At 64.9% G+C, this 19,015-nt stretch carries 14 protein-coding genes and 1 pseudogene; 9 read left to right on the forward strand and 6 right to left on the reverse strand.

Annotated elements, in window-relative coordinates:
• Positions 1–66 precede the first annotated feature (66 nt).
• The 3 genes from EJ077_RS26685 to EJ077_RS26695 are packed head-to-tail and all read left to right on the forward strand — an operon-like array spanning position 67 to position 1,360.
• Positions 67–519 carry a hypothetical protein gene (locus tag EJ077_RS26685; protein WP_208697559.1) on the forward strand — a complete coding sequence of 151 codons (453 nt, stop codon included), beginning with the start codon at positions 67–69 and terminating at the stop codon, positions 517–519.
• Positions 516–1,082, forward strand: coding sequence for a periplasmic heavy metal sensor (locus EJ077_RS26690; RefSeq protein ID WP_208697561.1), 567 nt, complete (start codon positions 516–518; stop codon positions 1,080–1,082). The genes EJ077_RS26685 and EJ077_RS26690 overlap by 4 nt, the downstream gene beginning before the upstream one ends.
• Positions 1,079–1,360, forward strand: a complete 282-nt coding sequence (locus EJ077_RS26695; protein ID WP_208697563.1) for a GCG_CRPN prefix-to-repeats domain-containing protein — start codon at positions 1,079–1,081, stop codon at positions 1,358–1,360. The genes EJ077_RS26690 and EJ077_RS26695 overlap by 4 nt, the downstream gene beginning before the upstream one ends.
• Positions 1,361–1,451: 91 nt before the next feature.
• On the opposite strand, the gene EJ077_RS26700 is transcribed toward EJ077_RS26695, so the two are convergent.
• The 6 genes and pseudogenes from EJ077_RS26700 to EJ077_RS26725 form a co-directional block, all read right to left on the reverse strand.
• Positions 1,452–4,862 (reverse strand): acyl-[ACP]--phospholipid O-acyltransferase, encoded by a 3,411-nt coding sequence (locus EJ077_RS26700; RefSeq protein WP_208697565.1) that lies wholly within the window; start codon positions 4,860–4,862, stop codon positions 1,452–1,454.
• A gap of 382 nt (positions 4,863–5,244) precedes the next feature.
• Entirely contained in the window at positions 5,245–6,816 is a 1,572-nt protein-coding gene (locus EJ077_RS26705) for an indolepyruvate oxidoreductase subunit beta family protein (protein ID WP_208697567.1), read from the reverse strand.
• Complete coding sequence (locus EJ077_RS26710) at positions 6,809–8,962, reverse strand: indolepyruvate ferredoxin oxidoreductase subunit alpha (protein WP_208697569.1); 2,154 nt, start codon at positions 8,960–8,962, stop codon at positions 6,809–6,811. The genes EJ077_RS26705 and EJ077_RS26710 overlap by 8 nt, the downstream gene beginning before the upstream one ends.
• Before the next feature lie 44 nt (positions 8,963–9,006).
• The gene (locus EJ077_RS26715; protein WP_208697571.1) at positions 9,007–9,489 is read right to left on the reverse strand and encodes a MarR family winged helix-turn-helix transcriptional regulator; all 483 of its coding nucleotides are present in this window, start codon (positions 9,487–9,489) and stop codon (positions 9,007–9,009) included.
• A pseudogene (locus EJ077_RS26720) lies at positions 9,489–11,059 on the reverse strand (phytoene desaturase family protein). Before EJ077_RS26720 ends, EJ077_RS26715 begins: the two are co-directional and overlap by 1 nt.
• A gap of 140 nt (positions 11,060–11,199) precedes the next feature.
• Positions 11,200–11,991: a cyclase family protein gene (locus EJ077_RS26725; protein WP_127275955.1), complete on the reverse strand. Its 792-nt coding sequence runs from the start codon at positions 11,989–11,991 to the stop codon at positions 11,200–11,202.
• Between the two features lie 118 nt (positions 11,992–12,109).
• Here EJ077_RS26725 and EJ077_RS26730 point away from each other — a divergent pair, with 118 nt between their 5' ends.
• The 6 genes from EJ077_RS26730 (at position 12,110) to EJ077_RS26755 (ending at position 18,964) form a co-directional block, all read left to right on the forward strand.
• The gene (locus EJ077_RS26730) at positions 12,110–13,684 is read left to right on the forward strand and encodes a phytoene desaturase family protein (RefSeq protein ID WP_208697573.1); all 1,575 of its coding nucleotides are present in this window, start codon (positions 12,110–12,112) and stop codon (positions 13,682–13,684) included.
• 112 nt (positions 13,685–13,796) lie between these two features.
• Complete coding sequence (locus EJ077_RS26735; protein WP_208697575.1) at positions 13,797–15,326, forward strand: ABC transporter substrate-binding protein; 1,530 nt, start codon at positions 13,797–13,799, stop codon at positions 15,324–15,326.
• Positions 15,327–15,417: 91 nt separating this feature from the next.
• A complete protein-coding gene (locus EJ077_RS26740) occupies positions 15,418–16,425 on the forward strand; it encodes an ABC transporter permease (protein ID WP_208697577.1) in 1,008 nt (335 codons plus the stop codon).
• The gene (locus EJ077_RS26745; protein WP_208697579.1) at positions 16,418–17,266 is read left to right on the forward strand and encodes an ABC transporter permease; all 849 of its coding nucleotides are present in this window, start codon (positions 16,418–16,420) and stop codon (positions 17,264–17,266) included. Before EJ077_RS26740 ends, EJ077_RS26745 begins: the two co-directional genes overlap by 8 nt.
• Positions 17,263–18,141, forward strand: coding sequence for an ABC transporter ATP-binding protein (locus tag EJ077_RS26750; RefSeq protein WP_208697581.1), 879 nt, complete (start codon positions 17,263–17,265; stop codon positions 18,139–18,141). The genes EJ077_RS26745 and EJ077_RS26750 overlap by 4 nt, the downstream gene beginning before the upstream one ends.
• On the forward strand, positions 18,134–18,964 hold the full coding sequence (locus EJ077_RS26755; RefSeq protein WP_208697583.1) for an ATP-binding cassette domain-containing protein: 831 nt from the start codon (positions 18,134–18,136) through the stop codon (positions 18,962–18,964). The genes EJ077_RS26750 and EJ077_RS26755 overlap by 8 nt, the downstream gene beginning before the upstream one ends.
• Positions 18,965–19,015: the final 51 nt, after the last annotated feature.

Raw genomic sequence — 19,015 nt, forward strand, 5'->3', positions numbered from 1 at the left:
CCGGTGGCCAGGTCCCGGGAATCCAACCGCCCGGACACGCGGCGCCAATCGGCAAAGGATAGACTGATGTCTGATGGGTCGAGGAACGAACCGGCAATGGATGCCGAGCGCTTTGCGGATCTGGCGGCGGCCTATGGCGGCGATCTGCGGCGGTGGCCGCAGGCCGATCGCAAGGCCGGAGCGATGTTCGCCGCGAGCGAGATGGGCGCGGTCATATTGGGCCACGCCGGGAAACTCGACGCCTTGCTCGACAGCTATGCCGTCAAGGCGCCCGGCGCGGCGCTGCACGGCAGCATCCTGCGGACCGCCGAGCGGCACCTTGTCAAGCGCCGGCGCCAGCTGGTCTGGTGGCTGGGTCTGGGGCTGGCCGGCATTGGCCTGGCGGGCGCGGTGGCCGGGTTGGCCCTGGTGACCATCGTTACTCCAGAGGCTCCGTCCGACCATTATGTGCTCGATGCCAATGCGACCGCGTTCGGCGATGTCGGGCCCGATGGCGAGACGATCGGGGAGGACCTATGAGTACAAGCCGTAACCTCATCGTCGCATCGGTGGTGCTAAATGTCTTCCTGGCCGGGGCGCTTGCCGGCGGGGCCATCTGGATAAGAAGCGGCAAGCAGGGCCAGGGCTACTCGCTGGAGGCGGCCGGCGGCCGTCTTCCCGACCAGCAGCGCATGCTGTTCCGCAAGGCGTTGCGCGAGGTCCGCCGCGAGTCGCGCGACATCATCCTCGACGGCCAGCAGGCCAGGCGCGAGGCGGCGGACATGTTGCGGCAGCCCGTCCTCGACACGGCGGCGCTGTCGGCGGCCCTTGAACGGGCCCGCAATGCTGACGTCACCCTGCGCACGCGGCTGGAGCAGCGCATCATCGAATTCGCGGCGGCAGGATCCGCCGACGGGCGCGCTGTGCTGGCGGACGGGCTGGCCAGGCGCGCCGGACCGCCGCCGAAGGCGGAGCCAGAAAATCACCGTGACGGCCGACGGAAAACGCGCGCAGGGCCGTTTAACCAGAAGAAGGGCAGACCTGCCGGACCCATCGGTACGAACAGGTTTTCATCTCGGACAACATTCGGAGTAACGTCATGAACCGTCTGACACAGTATGCGGCGGCAGCCGTCCTCGCCTTGACTGGAACCGCGGCAACCGTCGCGACCTCCGCCGCCATGCCGATGGTGACGCAACCGGCCGCGCCGGCGCTGATCGAGCATGTGGCCTGGGGTTGCGGACCCGGCTGGCATCCCAATCCCTGGGGGCGCTGCGTTCCCAACCGTGTCGTGATGTATCCGCGCTACCGCTATTGGCAAGGCCCGGCCTATTACGGCTGGCATCCGCACCGCCACTGGCACCGCTGGCATCGCTGGTAAGCGCGTGGGTGGGCCGGGCGGCACCCGCCCGCCCGGCCGCCTATCCCCGGTTAAAGCTGGGCAAACAGCCCAATCGGGCGTCGCGCGGCTATCAGGCGGCCTCGACCTTGGCGGCCTCAAAGGCCTCTCCGCGAACCAGCCTGGTCGCGCCGACAAAGTCGATCTTGCCCGAGCCAAGCACCGGCACGTGTGACACGACGCGCACTTCGGCCGGTACCATCAGGTCCATGGCGCCGTTCGCCTTGGCGAAGGCCAGAAACTCGGCGCGCGTCGCCTTTTCGGCTTCGGTGATGAGCACCAGCTTTTCGCCCTTGCGCGGATCCGGCACGGTCGCGACCGCCGAGAGCGAACCTTTCCACAGCTCGCCCGCCAATGCTTCCACGGCAGCCAGTGAAATCATCTCGCCGCCAATCTTGGCGAAGCGCTTGGCGCGACCGCGAATGCTGACGAAGCCGGCATCGTCGATGCTGACGATGTCGCCGGTGTCGTGCCAGCCGTCCTGCAGCGGTTCGAGCACACCAGGTTTTTCCGCCTTGAGATAGCCCGCCATGACGTTGGGGCCACGCACGAACAGCCGCCCGCCGCCCTCGACGCCGATCACCGGTTCCAGGCGGTATTCCATGCCGGGCATGACTTTTCCGACCGTGCCCGACTTGTTGTACATCGGTGTGTTGATGGAGATCACCGGCGCCGTCTCGGTCACGCCGTAGCCTTCGAGAATGCGCAGACCGAACTTCTCCATATAGGTTTCGCGGGTCGAGGCCTTGACGGGCTCGGCGCCGGAAAAGCAGTAGCGTACCGAGCGGAAATCGTAGGGATGTGCGGTGCGGGCATAGCCGCTGAGGAAGGTGTCGGTTCCGAAGATGATCGTCGCGTTCGAGGCATAGACCAGTTCGGGAACGATGCGGTAGTGCAGCGGCGAAGGGTAGAAATAGACCGGAACGCCCGACACCAGCGGCAGCACCGTGCCCGCCGTCAAGCCAAAGGAATGGAAGATCGGCAGCACGTTGAACACCTTGTCGCCCGAATGGAAATCGATGCGCGAGGCGGCCTGCGCGGCATTGGCCAGGATGTTGCGATGGGTAAGCACCACGCCCTTGGGCGTGCCTTCGGAGCCAGAGGTGAACAGGATCACCGCCGGGTCGGTGGCCTTGCGGGCAACCCTGGGCGTGGCCTTGCGCAGCAGGCCAAGCAGCTTCTCCTTGAGGCCGATGGTTGCGCGCAGATCATCGAGCCAGACGATGTTCACCGACCGGCCGACCTCCTCGACCGTCGCGCCGAGCTTGGCCTGCTCGACAAAGGCCCGAGAGGTCAGAATGGTGGTGACCCGCGCCGCCTTGCAGGCGGACAGGATGTTGGCGGCACCGGCGGTGAAGTTGATCATCGCGGGGACCTTGCCGGCGGACATGACGCCAAGCAGCGCGGCACAAGCGCCATTGGCATTGGGCAGCATGATGCCGAGCGTGTCCTGTCCGGCATAGAGCGTCTCGAACTTCTCGCCGAGCACCGCGACACCCGTGAGCAGCTTGCCATAGCTCAGTGAGCCGGCGACCGGATCCTGCACCGCAAGTTGCTTCATGCCGCGCTCGGTCGCCGTCTCGATGATCCTTTCAAGCACGGTCTTGTCGATATGCTGGGTGCGGAAGACGAGGTCGGACATCACCTGGTAGAGCGCGGCACCGGCGGCGGCCCGGCGCTTGCGGCCCTTCAGCTCGTCGGCGACCTTGAGCCTGACCGGCGGCAGTATGGTCACCTTGACCTTCGGGAACAGCCGGCGGCGCACATGCTGCGCCGTCAGCCGCGAGAAGGGGCTTTTTTCCAGCCCCTCGATACGGATCGGCACCACCATCGAGCCGGTCTTGTCCGCCACCATAGCGGCGCCGTCATAGACCTTCATCAGCCCGCCGGTGACGGTGATACGGCCCTCGGGAAAGATGACCAGCGGATCGCCGTTCTGCACGATCTTGATCAGCGTGCGCGTCGACATCGGCTTGGCCGGATTGAGCGGCAGGGCGCGGGTCAGTTTGAGGAACGGCTTCATCCACCACGCCTGCGCGATCGTGTAGTCGATGGCGAAGACCGGCTCTTCATCGGTCAGCGTCAGCGCCAGCGGACCGTCGAGAAAGCTGACATGGTTGAGTGCCAGGATGGGCGCAGGCCCCGCGGCCTTGAGGTTTTCCAGGCCCTCCACTTCCTGCCGATGGAAGGCGCGGAAGAGGATTGAGACGAAGTCGCGGAAGGCGTTGGTCGGCAGATATTTCAGCATCAGCCAGGCGGCCACGGCATTGAAGGCGGCAAGCCCGAACAGCACGCTGGCGATAGAGACGCCCGCGGCCTGGATGGCGGCGACGAGGATGCCGCCCAGCGTCATGAAGCCGGCGTTGACGATGCTGACGGCGGCGACGACGCGGGCGCGGCGCGCCTCGGGCGACCAGGCCTGCACGGCAGCGAAGGTCGGCACGACCAGGAAGGCGCTGGAAACGGCCATGCCGGCAAGGTCGATGGCAACGCGGATGGTGTTGGGCCCGGCGAAGAAAAGGCCAAGGGTTTCGGCCTTGGGCGAAGGCTGCATGCTCCAGATCGTCCAGGCAAGGTCCAAGCCGAACAGCGCCAGCAGCGCCGTGCCGACCGGCGCGGGAAGGAGCACCATGCGCCCTTGCGACATCCAGGCGGCGATCGCCGAGCCGATGGCGATGGAGACGGCGAACACGGCGAGATAGGCGGTGACCGCGATCTCGTTGCCGCCGAGTTGATCCTTGACCAGCGTGGGCAGGATCGAAAGCACGATGGCGCCGATCAGCCAGAACCACGAGGTCATCAATCCGGCGCGCCAGATGCGCGTGTCGGTGCGCAATTCGCTGACCTGGCGCCATGTCGAGCGGAAGATGTTCCAGTCGATGACAAGGTTCGGCGCGGCGGAGCCGGTCGAGGGGATGGAGCGGCTGACGAACCAGCAGCCGACCGCCAGGGTCATCATCATCGGGCCGAAAACGGCGACACCGATGCCGTCAGCCGAGACGACACCGCCCACGATCGTGCCGCCAAGGATGGCGGCGAAGGTCGCCGACTCGATCCAGGCGTTGGCGCGGGGCAATTCCTTGCGCTCGAGATGATCGGGCAGGATGCCGTATTTGATCGGCCCAAACAGTGCCGAGATGACGCCGAACATCAACAGCGCCGTCATCAGCACGGGAATGGAGGACACCGCGATACCGACGACCGCGACGGCAGCGGCGCCGATCTCGGCGAATTTCAGCCGGCGGGCGATGAATGCCTTGTCGAAGCGGTCGGCGATCTCGCCGCCCAGCGCCGACAGGAACAGGAAAGGAGCCATGAACACGGCGCCGGCCAGCGTGACCAGCGAGGCGGCCTGATCGGCAGCCAGTGTGAAGAGGATCAGGAATACCAGTGTGTTCTTGAGGAAATTGTCGTTGAAAGCTGACAGGAACTGCGTCCAGAAGAGCGGCGCGAAGCGCCGCGAAAGCATGAGATGCGTGTTCATGGCGATTTCCCATTTGGCGGAATCACGCGGCGATGCGCCGGTGATCCCCGCAGGTTCATGCGCTGTTCGATCGTTGTGATAGCCGTGAGCTGGTTAAACTTCTTTACTAGGTTGGAAGTCGCCAGTGGTCGCTGGTTCGTTCCACCGCTGGTGAAGCTGGCCTGCGCGCCTTGTGCCAAGCGGTTTAGAATTTACTCCTCCCGATGAACAATGTTCATAGCGCCAATATAGCACACCTTGAACGATGTTCAAGGCTAAAAATGAACGACGTTCACAAAAGTGAGGAAAGGTTAACGGGCCTATCGCGTCGGTGCAGCTTTCCAAATTCCCATTGGACGGGGCTGGCCGCGAAAGATGCAGGTCTCTGGCGCTTGATCACCGGCTAGCGAGAAGTGCCTTCGTTCAGTGTCGCGACGGTCTTCAGCGCGCCATCCAGCATGTCGCCCTTCTCGTCCTTAAGCGCCGCTTCGCGCAGGCGGCGGATCCAGTCGGCGGCGTCGTCGCGGCCCTCGAGCATATCGAGCGCCGAGAGCACGCGGTCGAATTTCGACTGGGCGCGCACATGCGTGTCGCTGTAGCCCTTGATCAGCCGGCGACAGTTGAGGATTTCGATGGCAAGCGCGTAATCTGCCGGCGCGTAGGCAAGCGCCAGAGCGTACCAGCGGTCGAGATGCGCGGCCTCGACCTTGTGCCGCAACAGGCTGCGGCGCCAGCGGCGCAGGCCGCCGATGAACCAGAGGGCTGCAAAACCGGCAAAGCTATCGGTGCGGATGCGGCGGCCACGATTGATGCGGCGGTCGAGAAAGGCGGCGAGCTTGGGCCGGTTCTCGATGTAGCTGCCCAGCCCCGCCGGCAGCGTACCGCAGAACTCCTCGATGCGCGGATGGAAATATTCGGTCACCTGCAGGACCGAACCGTCCTCGACGCCAACCTCCTTGCGCACCCGCCTGTCGCGGGTCGAGCGCGTTTTCAGATCGGCGACGCGGATCATGTCGTCATAGCACATGGCATTGGCCAGATGCTTGGCGGCGGCGATGGACAGCGCATAAGCGTGGCCGGCGCTGTCTAGCGCAATTGCCTTATCCACTCGGTCGAGATAGTCGCGTCCATAGGCGATATCCTGATAGTCGACGACCTTTCTCAGGCCGCGCAGCGCCATGTCGCGCACCGCCAGGGGCATCAGCTCAATGCGGGCGGCAAGCGCCTGCCAGCCCTGGAGCAGGTTTTGCGGACCGCTCACGCGCCCCTGGGCGGATTCGACAATGGCCGGCTCTGCCGGTTTCGGCGCTGGTGCCGCCGTGCCGCGTGCGCGGTCGAAGGCTGCGCCGAAGGCGGCAAGGCTTGCCTTCACACCCCGCCCGCCGGCACCAATCGCCTGTTCGTAGCTCTCACGCGTGAACGGCAGTGCGTCGGAGCCGGCTAGCGCGCCAAGCAGGCTGGCCGAGATCATCGAGCCTTTGTCGGCGGCGATCTTTTCCATGTCGAAAGCGATGAAGCGCTTCGACGCGGCCTCCGCCGTCGCATGGACCTTGGACGACGAAGCGCGGCCGTCGCCCGGTTCGATCTTTTCCGAGACAGCGGCGATGCGATGCGAGGAGGCGATCAGCGTCGTGCGGTTGGGGGTGACGAAGCCCCTGATGATGGCACGGCCGGCCTCCATCAATTCGGCGGCAATCAGAATGTCGACATCGCCTTGCGACGGTGACAGGGCGAAGACCGGCAGGCGGCCGGTGTCGCGGGCCATCTCGATATAATAGATGGTCGCGCCGGTGCGCTGGGCGACGCCGGCGACCGAGGTCGATTGCGCGACATAGCCGTTGCGTTCGGCGACGTCGGTGATCCAGTCGGCCAGCACGCCGCCGCCCTGGCCGCCGACGGCCAGCACGGCGAGTTTGATCACCGGCTCATCAGCAGCACCGGACCTCGGACGCAGGGAAGGAATAGGCTCAAGCATCGGCGAATATCAGGCGGCGGCTTTCGCGACGCCTCTGCAGGAAGCCGATCGTCGCGCGACGCGCCGTTTCCAGGAACCGGTCCCAGCGGCTTGGGTTGTGCAGGACATCGGCGCGGTAGAAGGAAGGACACAGTACCGCGGCGTCCGCCACCTCGCCGCAATTGCCGCAGCCGACGCAGTTCTGGTCGATCGACGCCACCGGATCGTCGCGCAGCGGGTCGTCAAGCGATTTCACCGACAGCGACGGACAGCCGGAAAGCCGCATGCAGGCATGGTCCCCGGTGCAGATATCCTCGTCGACGCCGAACTTCGGTTTGACCACACGCTCGCCGCCCTTGATCGCCTTGTCGACCAGCGGCTTTTCGCGGCGCTGGCGATTGAGCATGCATTCGGACGAAGCGACGATGACTTTCGGGCCCTTCTCGTCCGTTGTCAGCGCCTCGCGCAAGGTATCCTGCATCTTGCCGACATCGTAGGTGCGGTCGACATGGCGCAACCATTTGACGCCCATGCCTTTCACCGCCTCGGTGATCGGATGCTTGGTCGACTTGGTCTTGTTGCCGGCGCGCGACGACAGGATGTCCTGCCCGCCAGTCGCGGCCGAGTAGAAATTATCGACGATGACGATGACGCCGTCATTCTTGTTGAACACCGCGTTGCCGATCGAGGAGGTCAGGCCGTTGTGCCAGAAGCCGCCGTCACCGACGAAGGAGATCGAGCGGCGCTTGGCGTCGGGCGAATTGAACGCCGACGCCGAGGCCGGCCCCAGCCCATAGCCCATCGTGGTGGCGCCGAGTTCGAAAGGCGGCATGATCGAGAACAGATGGCAGCCGATGTCGGAAGCGATGTGGTGCTTGCCGAGTTCCTGTTCGACCAGCTTGGTCGCGGCAAAGATCGGCCGTTCCGGGCAGCCGATGCAGAAGCCGGGCGGCCGACCCGGCACGACGTTGATCAGGTCAGCCGTGTCGACGCCGTCGCCGACCTTGTTGGGCGCGCGCACCTCGCCCGGCAAAAGATGCGGCGCCTCGGCGCGCAGGAAGGCGCCAATACCATCGAGCATGACCTGGCCGGTATATTCGCCGGCCATCGGCAGATGTTCCTTGCCGACCAAGCGCGTGCCGCGCCCGGCCTTGTGCAGCATGGCGGCAAAGGCCTGTTCGATATAGTTGGGCTGGCCTTCCTCGACCACCAGCACCGCCTGCTTGCCCTCGCAGAAGGCGAGGAACTCGTCGTCGATCAGCGGGTAGACGGCGTTGAGCACGTAGAGCGGGACATCCGTGTCGCCATAGGTGTCGGCAAGGCCAAGCCGCTGCAGCGCACGGATGACCGAATTGTACATGCCGCCCTGCATGACGATGCCGACCGAGCCGTGGTCCGAGCCGAAGAACTCGTTGATCCTGTTCTTGGCGATGAAATCCACCGCCGCCGGCCAGCGCTTCGCCACCTTCTCCTTCTCGTGGAGGAACGAGGCGGGCGGCAACACGATGCGGCCGGTGTCGCGGCGCGGTGCTTCGAGCGCATCGGCGACCGTCATCGGCGGACGCTTGTTGTCCTTGGCGATGAAATGGCCATGCACGTGGCAGCAGCGGATGCGCACCTGCAGCATGACCGGCGTGTTGGAAATCTCGGACAGCTCGAAACCATCCTCCACCGCCTTGACGATCGAGGGCAGGTTTGGACGCGGGTCGAGCAGCCAAACCTGGCTCTTCATGGCGAAGGCGTGGCTGCGCTCCTGCATGATCGAAGAGCCCTCGCCATAATCCTCGCCGACGATGATCAACGCGCCCCCGGTGACGCCGCCGGAAGCGAGGTTGGCCAGCGCGTCTGAAGCTACGTTGGTGCCGACGGTCGACTTGAAGGTCGCGGCGCCACGGATCGGGTAATGCACCGAGGCGGCGAGCATGGCGGTGGCGGTGGCTTCCGAGGCGCTGGCCTCGAAATGCACGCCGAGTTCGCCCAGAATATCCTGCGCGTCGGCCAGCACATCCATCAGATGGCTGATCGGCGCGCCCTGGTAACCGCCGACATAGCCGACGCCGCATTGCAGCAGCGCCTTGGTGATGGCGAGAATGCCCTCGCCGGCGAATTCCTCGCCGGCGCCGAGCCTGAGCTTCTCGACTTCCTTGGCAAAAGACCGTTCGGCCATTTTGGCCTCCTTCCGTTGCCGCCCGGCATCGGCGGCGCGTACATCTAGATGTCGTGCTTGCGAATGTTCTTCAGCATCTTCTGCAGTGTCGCGATGAGGGCGGCATATTCGGCATCGTCGACGTCGTCGAACATCGCCTCGAAAGCGTCGTGCATGGCCGGCCAGGCCCGGGTGAACTCGGCGCGGCCTTCGTCGGTCAGGAACACGTGGCGGATCCGGCTGTCGCTCACGCCCTGCTCGCGCCGCACGAACCCTTGCCCCTCCAGCGTGTCCAGCGTGCGGCTCAAGGTCGACTGTTCGATGACGGTATAGACCGAGAGGTCGTTGACGGTGACGCCGTCGGCGACCGACAGCACGGCCAGCGTGCGCACCTGCGGAATGGTCAGGCCCTGCTTGCGGAAATCGTCACGCAAGGTGGCGTTGTAGCGGCCCATGATGCGGTTCATCAGATAGGGCGCGAATTGCTGCAGGCCGATCTGACCGAGGGTCGAAATGCGCTGGCGTTTTTCGGCGACCTTCTGTTCCATCACAGCTTCCCCGCCAACAGGAAACCGGAGCCGCCGCCGAGGCCAGCACCGGGATGGGTCGAGGCGCCGATATGATAGAGGCCCTTTATGCCGGTCTGGTGGTTGCGGCTGGTCTTGAACGGCCGCCACAGGAAGGCCTGGTCTATGGTCGAGGAACCGCCATAAGGGTCGCCGCCGACCAGGTTGATGTTCATCGCTTCGAGATCGGCCGGCGAATAGGCGCGGCGCGCGATCACGCTGTCCCTGAAGCCATCGATATGGCTGGCGAGAACCGCTTCGGCGCGGTCGGCATAGGCCTCGCGCAGCGCTTCGTTCCATTGCCCGTCGGCCGGCGCCTGCAATTTGCCGACGGCGTCTCCCCTGATATGGCGGGGCGCCTCGGGCAGTTGCAGCCACAGGATCGCCTTGCCTTCCGGGCAGCGTGACGGGTCGAGCGCATGCGGCTGGCCGACACAGATGGTCGGCACCTCGGGCAGCATGCCGCGCGCCGCCTCGTTGCAGGCTTTCGAGACACCGTCCAGTCCGGGCGTCAGATGCAGCAGTGCCACCTTGTCGAGGCCTTCGCCGCGCCAGGACGGCGGCTTGTCGAGGGCGTAGTGGATCTGGAAATTGCCTTTGCCGTACCGGTATTTCTTCGTCGCCTCGGCATCGGCTTGGGGGCATCCGTGCCTAGCAGGCGGCCATAGAGCTGTGTCGGCGTAACCGAGCAGATAACGCTCTTCTTCGCATGGACGGTCTCGCCCGAAGCCAGTCGCACGCCGGTGGCGCGGCCGCCGGCCAGGAGGATGGAGGCAACGTCCGCTTCGGTGGAAATGACGCCGCCGCGCTCCTTGATGAGCGCCTCGAAAGCCGACAGCAGGTTCTGCGCCCCGCCCTTGACGATCGGCGCGCCGGCCGCCTCCAGCGCGAAGGCGATCACCTTGGCGATCTGGCCGGAAAAGGCGTCTTCCGGGCCAAGTCCGGCATGCAGCACCCACGGCGCCCAGAGCGCGCGGACGGTCTCGGACTGGTAGCTGCTTTCCAGCCAGCCGCGCGCCGGCACCAGGGCTTCGCCGAGAAAGGCTCCAAGGCCGCGCGGACCACGCCGCCAGGCGTCGCCTGCCAGCAGCTTGGCGGTCGGGTATGACCACAGACTGCCGCCGAGCAGGCCGAACAACAGGCCGGCATTGCGTTCGATGCCGCCGACATCCTCCGCATGCCGGTCGCCATCGCCCGCGGCGATTGCGTTGATTGCCGCGACATTGGCGGCGCGGTCGGTGCTGAGCACCACATGACTGCCGTCCGGGCGAAGCACGCCGGTCGGCGTGCCGGTATGGCAGAATTCCAGCCCGTGCCGAGCGAGGTCGGCGCCAAGTGCCGCGAAGGCCGGCGAGGTGATGAACAGCACGAAGGTCGTCGCCATCACATCGTGGATGAAGCCAGGCGCGGTGATCTCCTCGGTGCGCATGCAGCCGCCAATGCGGTCGTTGCGCTCCAGAACGAGGACCTTGGCGCCCTTGCCGCCGAGCATCGCCGCGCAAACCAGCGCGTTGATGCCGCTGCCGACGATGATGTGGTCGGGCGCTTTCATTGGGCGTTGCTCGCCGTCTCTGGGAGATGGCGTTCGATTGCGTGGGCCGGCGACCTACGCCGTAGAGCGCTAACGCCGCCATCCTGCCTCCCTATCGCCTCACCAACCTGCATGATCTTCTCCCGAAGACCCACCTCGCTCTATTTTCCAACCACCAGCGCCAGTGCGCGGATCGGGCTGCCGGTGCCGTGCTCGATCTTGAGCGGTGCCGCGATCAAGATGGCGCCTTTCGGCGGCAGCTGGTCGAGGTTGCAGAGGCTGGCGAGGCCATAGCGGTTGGCCTTGTGCATCAGCGTGTGCGCCGGGAATGGCGGCTCCATGCCGCCCGCCTTGCCGGCATCGGTGCCGATCGTCTCCGAGCCCCAGCCCTTGATGTCCTTGCTGATCAGGAACTGAATGGCTTCGGCCGTCGGGCCGGGCGTGTGCGGGCCGGTCTCGTTGGCGTTGAGGAACTCGGCTTCCGAGCCGTTGCGCTTATACCAGTCGGTGCGCATCACCACCCACTCGCCGGCGTTGATCGCGCCATGCTTGGCTTCCCATGCCTTGATGTGGTCGACGGTGAGCAGGAAATCATGGTCGGCGGCGGCCTCCTTCGAACAGTCGATGACATTGACCGGGCCGATGAAGTTCTGCGCCGGAATGGTGTCGGTGGCGCCGTCCGGATAATCCTTGCCGCTGATCCAATGCTGCGGGGCGTCGAAATGCGTGCCGGAATGCTCGCCGAGCTTCAGCCAGTTCCACGCCCACCACGGACCGTTCTTGTCATAGCGGGAGATCGAGTGGATCTCGACCTTCGGCGTATCGACGGCAAGTTCCGGCGGCAGCTTGATCAGTGGTGTATCCGGCCCAAGCGGCGCCGTCAGGTCGACCACCTTGATGGCGCCGGAAAGGAGCTGACCGGCGACTTCGCCGAGAAGTTTTTGGGTGTCCATGGTCTCTGTTCCCTCTTGTCTGACATGATCAAGGCTCGTCTCGGCCCTTAATATCCTACTAGACGAAAACATATGCATCTGCAATTATCTTTAAGCATAAAGGAAATGGGAACGGGGCGTGAGCGAATTCGACGCCATCTTTGTCGGGGCGGGCCACAACAGTCTGGCATGCGCCGCGCATCTGGCGCTCAAGGGCTGGAAAACCGGGGTTTTCGAGCGCAACGCAACCATCGGCGGCGCGGTGCAAACCCGCGAATTCACGCTTCCGGGCTTTCGCCACGATTTCGGCGCGATGAATCTCAGCCTGTTCGCCGGCTCCGCCTTCCACCGGAAATATGCAAATGAATTGAAAGCGCAGGGGCTGGAATTCGCGCCGGTCGCCGATTGTTTCGCCAGCGCCTTTCCGGATGGGCGCTGGTTTGGCGTCAGCAACGATCGGGAAAAGACCGCCAGCCGAATGGCCGCCTTTTCAGCCCCCGATGCCGCGACATGGCGCAGGCTGGTTGCCGCTTTCCCGGCCGAAGCCGAGCATTTGTTCAAGCTGCTGGGCTCGCCGATGAGCGCCCGGGCGCTTGCGGGCACCGCATGGAACCTGTGGCGCAAGAAAGGTGTTTCCGGCGCGCTCGATACCGGCCGGCTGCTGTTGTCCTCGCCGCGCGCCTGGCTGGAGGAGACTTTCGAGTCTCCACACATCAGGGCGACGCTCGCCACCTGGGGCATGCATCTCGACTTCGCGCCCGACATCGCCGGCGGCGCCGTGTTTCCCTATCTGGAATCGATGGCCAACCAGAGTTTCGGCATGGTGCTGGGCAAGGGCGGCGCCGACACGATCATCCGGGCCCTGGCCGGCATGGTCACATCGGCCGGCGGCAGGATCACTACCAGTGCCGACGTTGCCGAGATCACCGTCTCTGGCGGCAAGGCGACCGGTGTGCGGCTTGCTTCCGGCGAAACGCATACCGCCACCAAGGCGGTCATTGCAGGCGTCGCACCCAAGACGCTGACCGGCAAGCTGCTGCCCAATGGGTCCGGCAACGCCGGCTTCGACACGGCAATGCAGAAATTCCGCCATGCGCCGGGCACGATGATGATCCATCTGGCGCTGGACGATCTGCCGGATTGGCGCGCCGGGGCAGAGTTGCGCCAGTTCGCCTATGTGCATCTGTCCCCCTCGCTCGACCAGATGTCGCGCACTTATCAGCAGGCGATGGCAGGCATGCTGCCGGACGAACCGGTGCTGGTCGTCGGCCAGCCGACCGCCATCGACCCATCGCGCGCGCCGCAGGGCAAGCATGTTCTGTGGGTGCAGGTGCGCATGCTGCCCGCCGAAATCGCGGGCGACGCCTCGGCCAAGATCCCGCCAGCACATTGGGACCAGGTCAAGGAGGGTTATGCCGACCGGATACTCGACATCATCGAAACCTACGCACCGGGCCTGCGTACGAAAATCCTTGGCCGGGCGGTGTTTTCACCCATCGATCTCGAGCGCGAGAACCCGAACCTCGTCGGCGGCGACCAGGTCTGCGGCAGCCACCATCTGGCGCAGAATTTCCTGTTCCGGCCGGCGCGCGGCTATGCCGGCTGGAAGACGCCGGTCGCCAACCTGCATCTCACCGGCGCCGCGACATGGCCAGGCGCTGGCACGGGTGCCGCATCGGGCTTCATGCTCGCGCAACAGCTTGGCGGGAGGTAGGCCAGACGAATTTATGGAGGCGACGAGAGGCAAGGCGCTGCTGCCGACGAAGCCCGAGCCAATGAATTGAAGACGCTGCGCAAAGACAAACAAACCAACAAGGGGAACGACCATGACAATCAACAGACGCGAATTGCTGGGATACAGTGCCGCGGCACTTGGCGTGGCCGCCGTCGGCCTGCCAAAGATCGCCCAGGCTGCCGCCGGCGAACTGACCATTGCCTACAACGTCAACCTGCCGTCCTGGGATCCGACCACCGGACCGTCGGCCGTCAACCCGACCATCCAGGGCCTCTACCAATCGGTGTTCGACCAATTCATCCCGCAGAAGCCGGACCTGTCCTTCGCGCCTGGCCTGCTGACCGAATGGGGCTGGAACGACGACCGCACCAAGATCATGATGACGGTGCGCGAAGGCGTGAAATGGCATGACGGCTCGCCCTTCACACCGGAAGACGTCGTCTGGTCGCTGCAGCGGGCGGGCGACGAGAAGACCGGCAATCCGATCCAGTTCGTCTGGAAGAACGTCAACAATTTCAAGATCGACGGCAACAAGATCACTGGCGACGTCGTGCAATTCGATCCGGTCTATTTCAAGTGGATGTCGTTCCTGACCGGCTACATCATGCCCAAGGCCTATTACGAGAAGGTCGGCGCCGAAGGCTTCGAGAAGGCGCCGATCGGCACCGGCCCCTACATGGTGGAAAAATTCGAGCGCAACGCTTTCCTGCGGCTGAAGGCCAATCCCAACTATTGGGGCGGCAAGCCGGCCTTCGAGAATGTGACGATCAAGTTCGTAACCGATGCGGCGAGCCGCGTGGCCGAGATCGAATCCGGCTCCTCGCAGGTGACGCTCGAAATCCCCTATGAGGAGTATGACCGGCTGATCGCCAAGGACGGGCTTGCCGGCTCGATCAAGAATGTTTCCGACATCGGCATGATCTTCTTCAACGACATCGAAGCGATGCTGGACAAGAACGTGCGCCAGGCAGCCGTCATGGCGGTGGACAAGGAGCTTCTGGTCAAGCGGCTGCTGCGCGGCTACGGCCAGCCCATCGCCACGCTCGAAACGCCGGAATACACGGCCTTCGATGCCTCGATCAAGGTGGAGCACAATCCGGAGAAGGCCAAGGAACTGCTGGCCGCCTCAGGCTATTCACCGGAAAAGCCGGTCAAGTTCACCATCCAGACGACCAAGGGCTTCAAGCCCAAGGACTATGAGATGATCCAGGCGATCGTCGGCATGTGGCGCAAGGTCGGCATCGAGGCGACGATCGAGGTCTATGAGATCGCCAAGCACTACGAACTGCGCGCCGCCGACAAGCTCGCGCCCGCGGCCTTCTACAACTGGGGCAACGCCATTGGCGATCCGACCACCTCGACCGGCTTTGCCATGTATGGGCCTAGCCCGCATTCGGTCTGGGACAGCCAGGACCTGATCGACATGATCAACCCGCTGTGGGGAGAGAAAGACGAGGCCAAGCGCATCGCCGGCTGGAAGGCGGTCGACAAGTACATCGCCGAGCAGGCCTATGTGCTGCCTCTGATGCAGTACGCGCAGCCGATCGTGCACGCCAAGGGCGTCAAAGTCGTCCAGCACATCTCAGGCGCGCTGCTGCCGGCCTTGATGACCCCGGCCTGACAATCGGCCTGAAATTGCGCGCGCCGTCGCCAAATGACGGCGCGCATTTTCCATCGGGCATACGAGCCCACGGGCTCCTGCAAAGATTTACATGCTCCTGCAACGATTCCTTGTTCGTCTGCTGACGATGTTGATCACGCTGTTCGGCGTGGCCGTCGTCGTCTTTGTCGTCATCCGCGTCGCGCCCGGCGATCCGATCGCCATGATGCTGCCGCCCGGCGCCACCAATGACGACATCGCCCGGCTGCGCGCGCTGTACGGGCTCGACAAGACGATCGTACAGCAGTTCTTCATCTGGCTGTCCGGTGTCGCCAGGGGCGATTTCGGAACCTCGATCTCGCTGCGGCAAGACGTGCTCGGCCTCGTCTTCAACCGGCTGCCGGCCACGCTGGAACTTGCCATCGTCGCTCTCGTCATGGCGGTGGCGATCGGCGGCACGACGGCGATACTCGGCGCGCGCGAACGCGGCACGGCGGTCGAGGCCGGCATCGATATCGCCAGCGGCGCCGCCCTTTCCATCCCCGACTTTCTCTGGGGCCTGGTGCTGATCCTGCTGTTCGGTGTGCTGGTGCCGATCTTCGACATTTCGGGCCGCGTGTCGCCGCAACTCGACCTGCCCTTCGTGACCCAGTTCTATTTCTTCGAGAGCCTGCTCCGGCTGCGCTTCGACCTGACCTGGGATCTCTTGAAGCACTTGCTGATGCCGGCCGTGGCTTTGGCGCTGCCGCTGGCGGCGATCATCTCGCAGCTTCTCAAACAGTCGCTGAAGGAAATGCTCGACCTCGACTATGTCGTGCTGGCACGGGTCAAGGGCTTTTCGGAAACGCAGGTCATCCTGCGCGAGGCGCTGAAGAACGCCGCGCTGCCGACGCTGACCCTGATCGGCGTGCAATTCACCTTCCTCATCGGCGGCACGGTTATCGTCGAACGGCTGTTCTCCTATGAGGGGCTCGGCAACATGGCGATCGATGCCGTCATCAATCGCGACCTGCCGCTGATCCAGGGCATCGTGCTGGTGTTCGCGCTGCTGTTCGTGCTGATCAACCTCACCGTCGACATGATGTATGCGCTGCTCAATCCGAGGCTGCGCCATGGATGAGGCACGCATCTCGCGACGCGGACTGAGCCCGAGGCTGCGGCTGGCCGGCGGCTGGCTGCTGCTGGCGCTTCTGGCCGCGATCTTCGCACCGCTGATCGCGCCGCAGGATCCGCTGGCGCAGGACTTGATGCTGGAGCGTCTGCCGCCGTTCTGGCTCGATGGCGCCGAGCCGGGCTATTGGCTTGGCACCGACAGCCTCGGTCGCGACCTGCTCTCGCGCCTGATTTTTGGTGGCCGCATCGCCTTCATCGTTGCTTTCGCGGCGGCCATCGCCGCCTGCGTCGTTGGTTCGACGCTGGGACTGATCGCGGGCTATTTCGGCGGCTGGGCCGATCGCATCATCTCGCGCATCGTCGATATCTGGATGGCGTTCCCGCCGGTGCTGTTCGCCATTCTGCTGGTGGCCGTGCTCGGCACCGGCTTGAGCTCCGTCATTCTCGCCATCGCCATCATCGACTGGACGCGCTTCTGCCGGGTCATCCGCGCCGAAGCCATGGGGCAATCGCGCATGGACTATGTCGAGAATGCCCGCATCGCGGGCTACGGCCGCATCGGCATCATGCTGCGCGAGGTGCTGCCCAACGTGGTGCCGTCGATCGTGGCGCTGCTGTCGCTGGAAATGGGCATCGCCGTCATCGTCGAGGCGATCCTGTCCTTCGTCAATCTGTCGATCTCGACCGACGATCCGACCTGGGGCGGCATCATCGCCGAGGGCCGGCTGTCGATCCATCAAGCCTGGTGGGTGCTGGTGTTTCCGCTGATCACGCTGATCCTCACCGTGCTGTCGTTCAGCCAGTTCGGCGAAGCGCTGAAGACGCGTTTCGATCCGGTGCTGCGATGAGCGCCTGTCTCGAGATCAACGATCTGAGCGCCGTCTTGGCAAACGGCCAGCGCGTGCTGCGCTCTGTTTCGCTCAGCGTGCAACCCGGCGAGGTGCGCGCGCTGGTCGGCGAGAGCGGAGCCGGCAAGACGATGATCGGCAAGGCGGTGCTCGGCGTCCTGCCGTCGAGCGTGCGCATTGTCGAGGGTGATATGCGGCTCGAGGGCGAAGACCTCGGCAAACTCCAGCCCAAGGCGCGGCGCACGCTGATCGGTGCACGCACGGCGCTGATCCCGCAGGACCCGCTGACCGCGCTAAACCCCTCGCGCCGCATCGGGCCGCAGATGACCGACCGGCTGGTGCGCATCCTGGGTTGGAGCGGCGACAAGGCGGACAAGCGTGTCAGGCAATTGCTGGACGAAGTGCAGATCCGCGACCCCGACCGCGTGCTGAAGAGCTATCCGCACGAACTGTCCGGCGGCATGCGTCAGCGCGTGCTGATTGCCGCCGCCTTTGCCGCCGAGCCACGGCTGATCGTCGCCGACGAGCCGACCACGGCACTCGACGTCACGGTGCAGAAGCAGATTCTTCGGCTGATCGCCGCGTTGCAGCGCGAGCACGGCACCGCGATCCTGTTCGTCACCCATGACCTTGGCGTCGTCGCCAAGATCAGCCAGAAAGTGTCGGTGCTCTATGCCGGCAAGGTGGTGGAAGAGGCCGAGACCGCTGATCTCTTCGCCGCGCCTCGGCATCCGTACACCCGGGCGCTGATGGCTGCGACGCCACGCTACACCGACCCCTTCGCCTCGCTGAAGCCGGTGGACGAGACGGTGTTGGCCGGACTTGCGGCCGAGATCGCCGCCGCCGACCAGGCCTGGAGGCGCCCGCATGGCTGAGCCGCTGTTTTCCGTGCGCGGGCTGAAAGTGGCGCTGCCCGACATGACGCGCAAGCCGCTGATCGGCCGCGCGCCGCTGGCCGAGATATTGATAGGCCTCGACTTCGACCTGCCGAAGGGCTCAGTGACCGGCATTGTCGGCGAATCCGGGTCAGGCAAATCGACGCTTGGCCGAGCGCTGGTGAGGCTGCTGGAGCCGAGCGCCGGCGAGATCCGTTTCGAAGGCCGCGACATCACCCATCTGCCGGAGGCCGAGTTGCGGCCGCTGCGCCGCGACCTGCAGATGATCTTCCAGGATCCGATGTCATCGCTCAACCCGCGCCGCACCATTGCCAGCATCATCGCCGCACCGCTCAAGCAGAACGGGCTTGGCGACAATCTGAAATCCCGCGTCGCCGAGGCACTGCAACGCGTCGGCCTGCCGCAAAGCTTCGCCAGCCGCTACCGCCACCAACTGTCGGGCGGCCAGCGCCAGCGCGTCGGCATTGCGCGCGCGCTGGCGCTGTCGCCGAAATTCGTGCTGGCCGACGAGATCGTCTCCGGGCTCGACGTCTCGACACAGGCGCAGATCCTGACCTTGCTGGAGAAGCTCGCGGCGGAGATGGGCCTGACGGTCGCCTTCATCAGCCACGATCTGTCGGTCATCCGGCGCCTCTGCCAACAGGTGATCGTCATGCGCGAGGGCAGCATCGTCGAGGCGAGCGCCACGGACGCGCTGTTCGACAATCCCAGGGAGACTTACACGCGAGACCTGCTTGCCGCCATTCCGCTTCCCGAGATCGACGCGGACTGGCTGCGGCCGCCCGCGAAGGCGCCGGCATAAGACTGTTCATCCCGCACGCCGAAAAGCGGGCCTCGGACGTGCATGGGGGCG

The sequence above is a fragment of the Mesorhizobium sp. M8A.F.Ca.ET.057.01.1.1 genome (assembly GCF_003952565.1).
GTDB lineage: Bacteria > Pseudomonadota > Alphaproteobacteria > Rhizobiales > Rhizobiaceae > Mesorhizobium.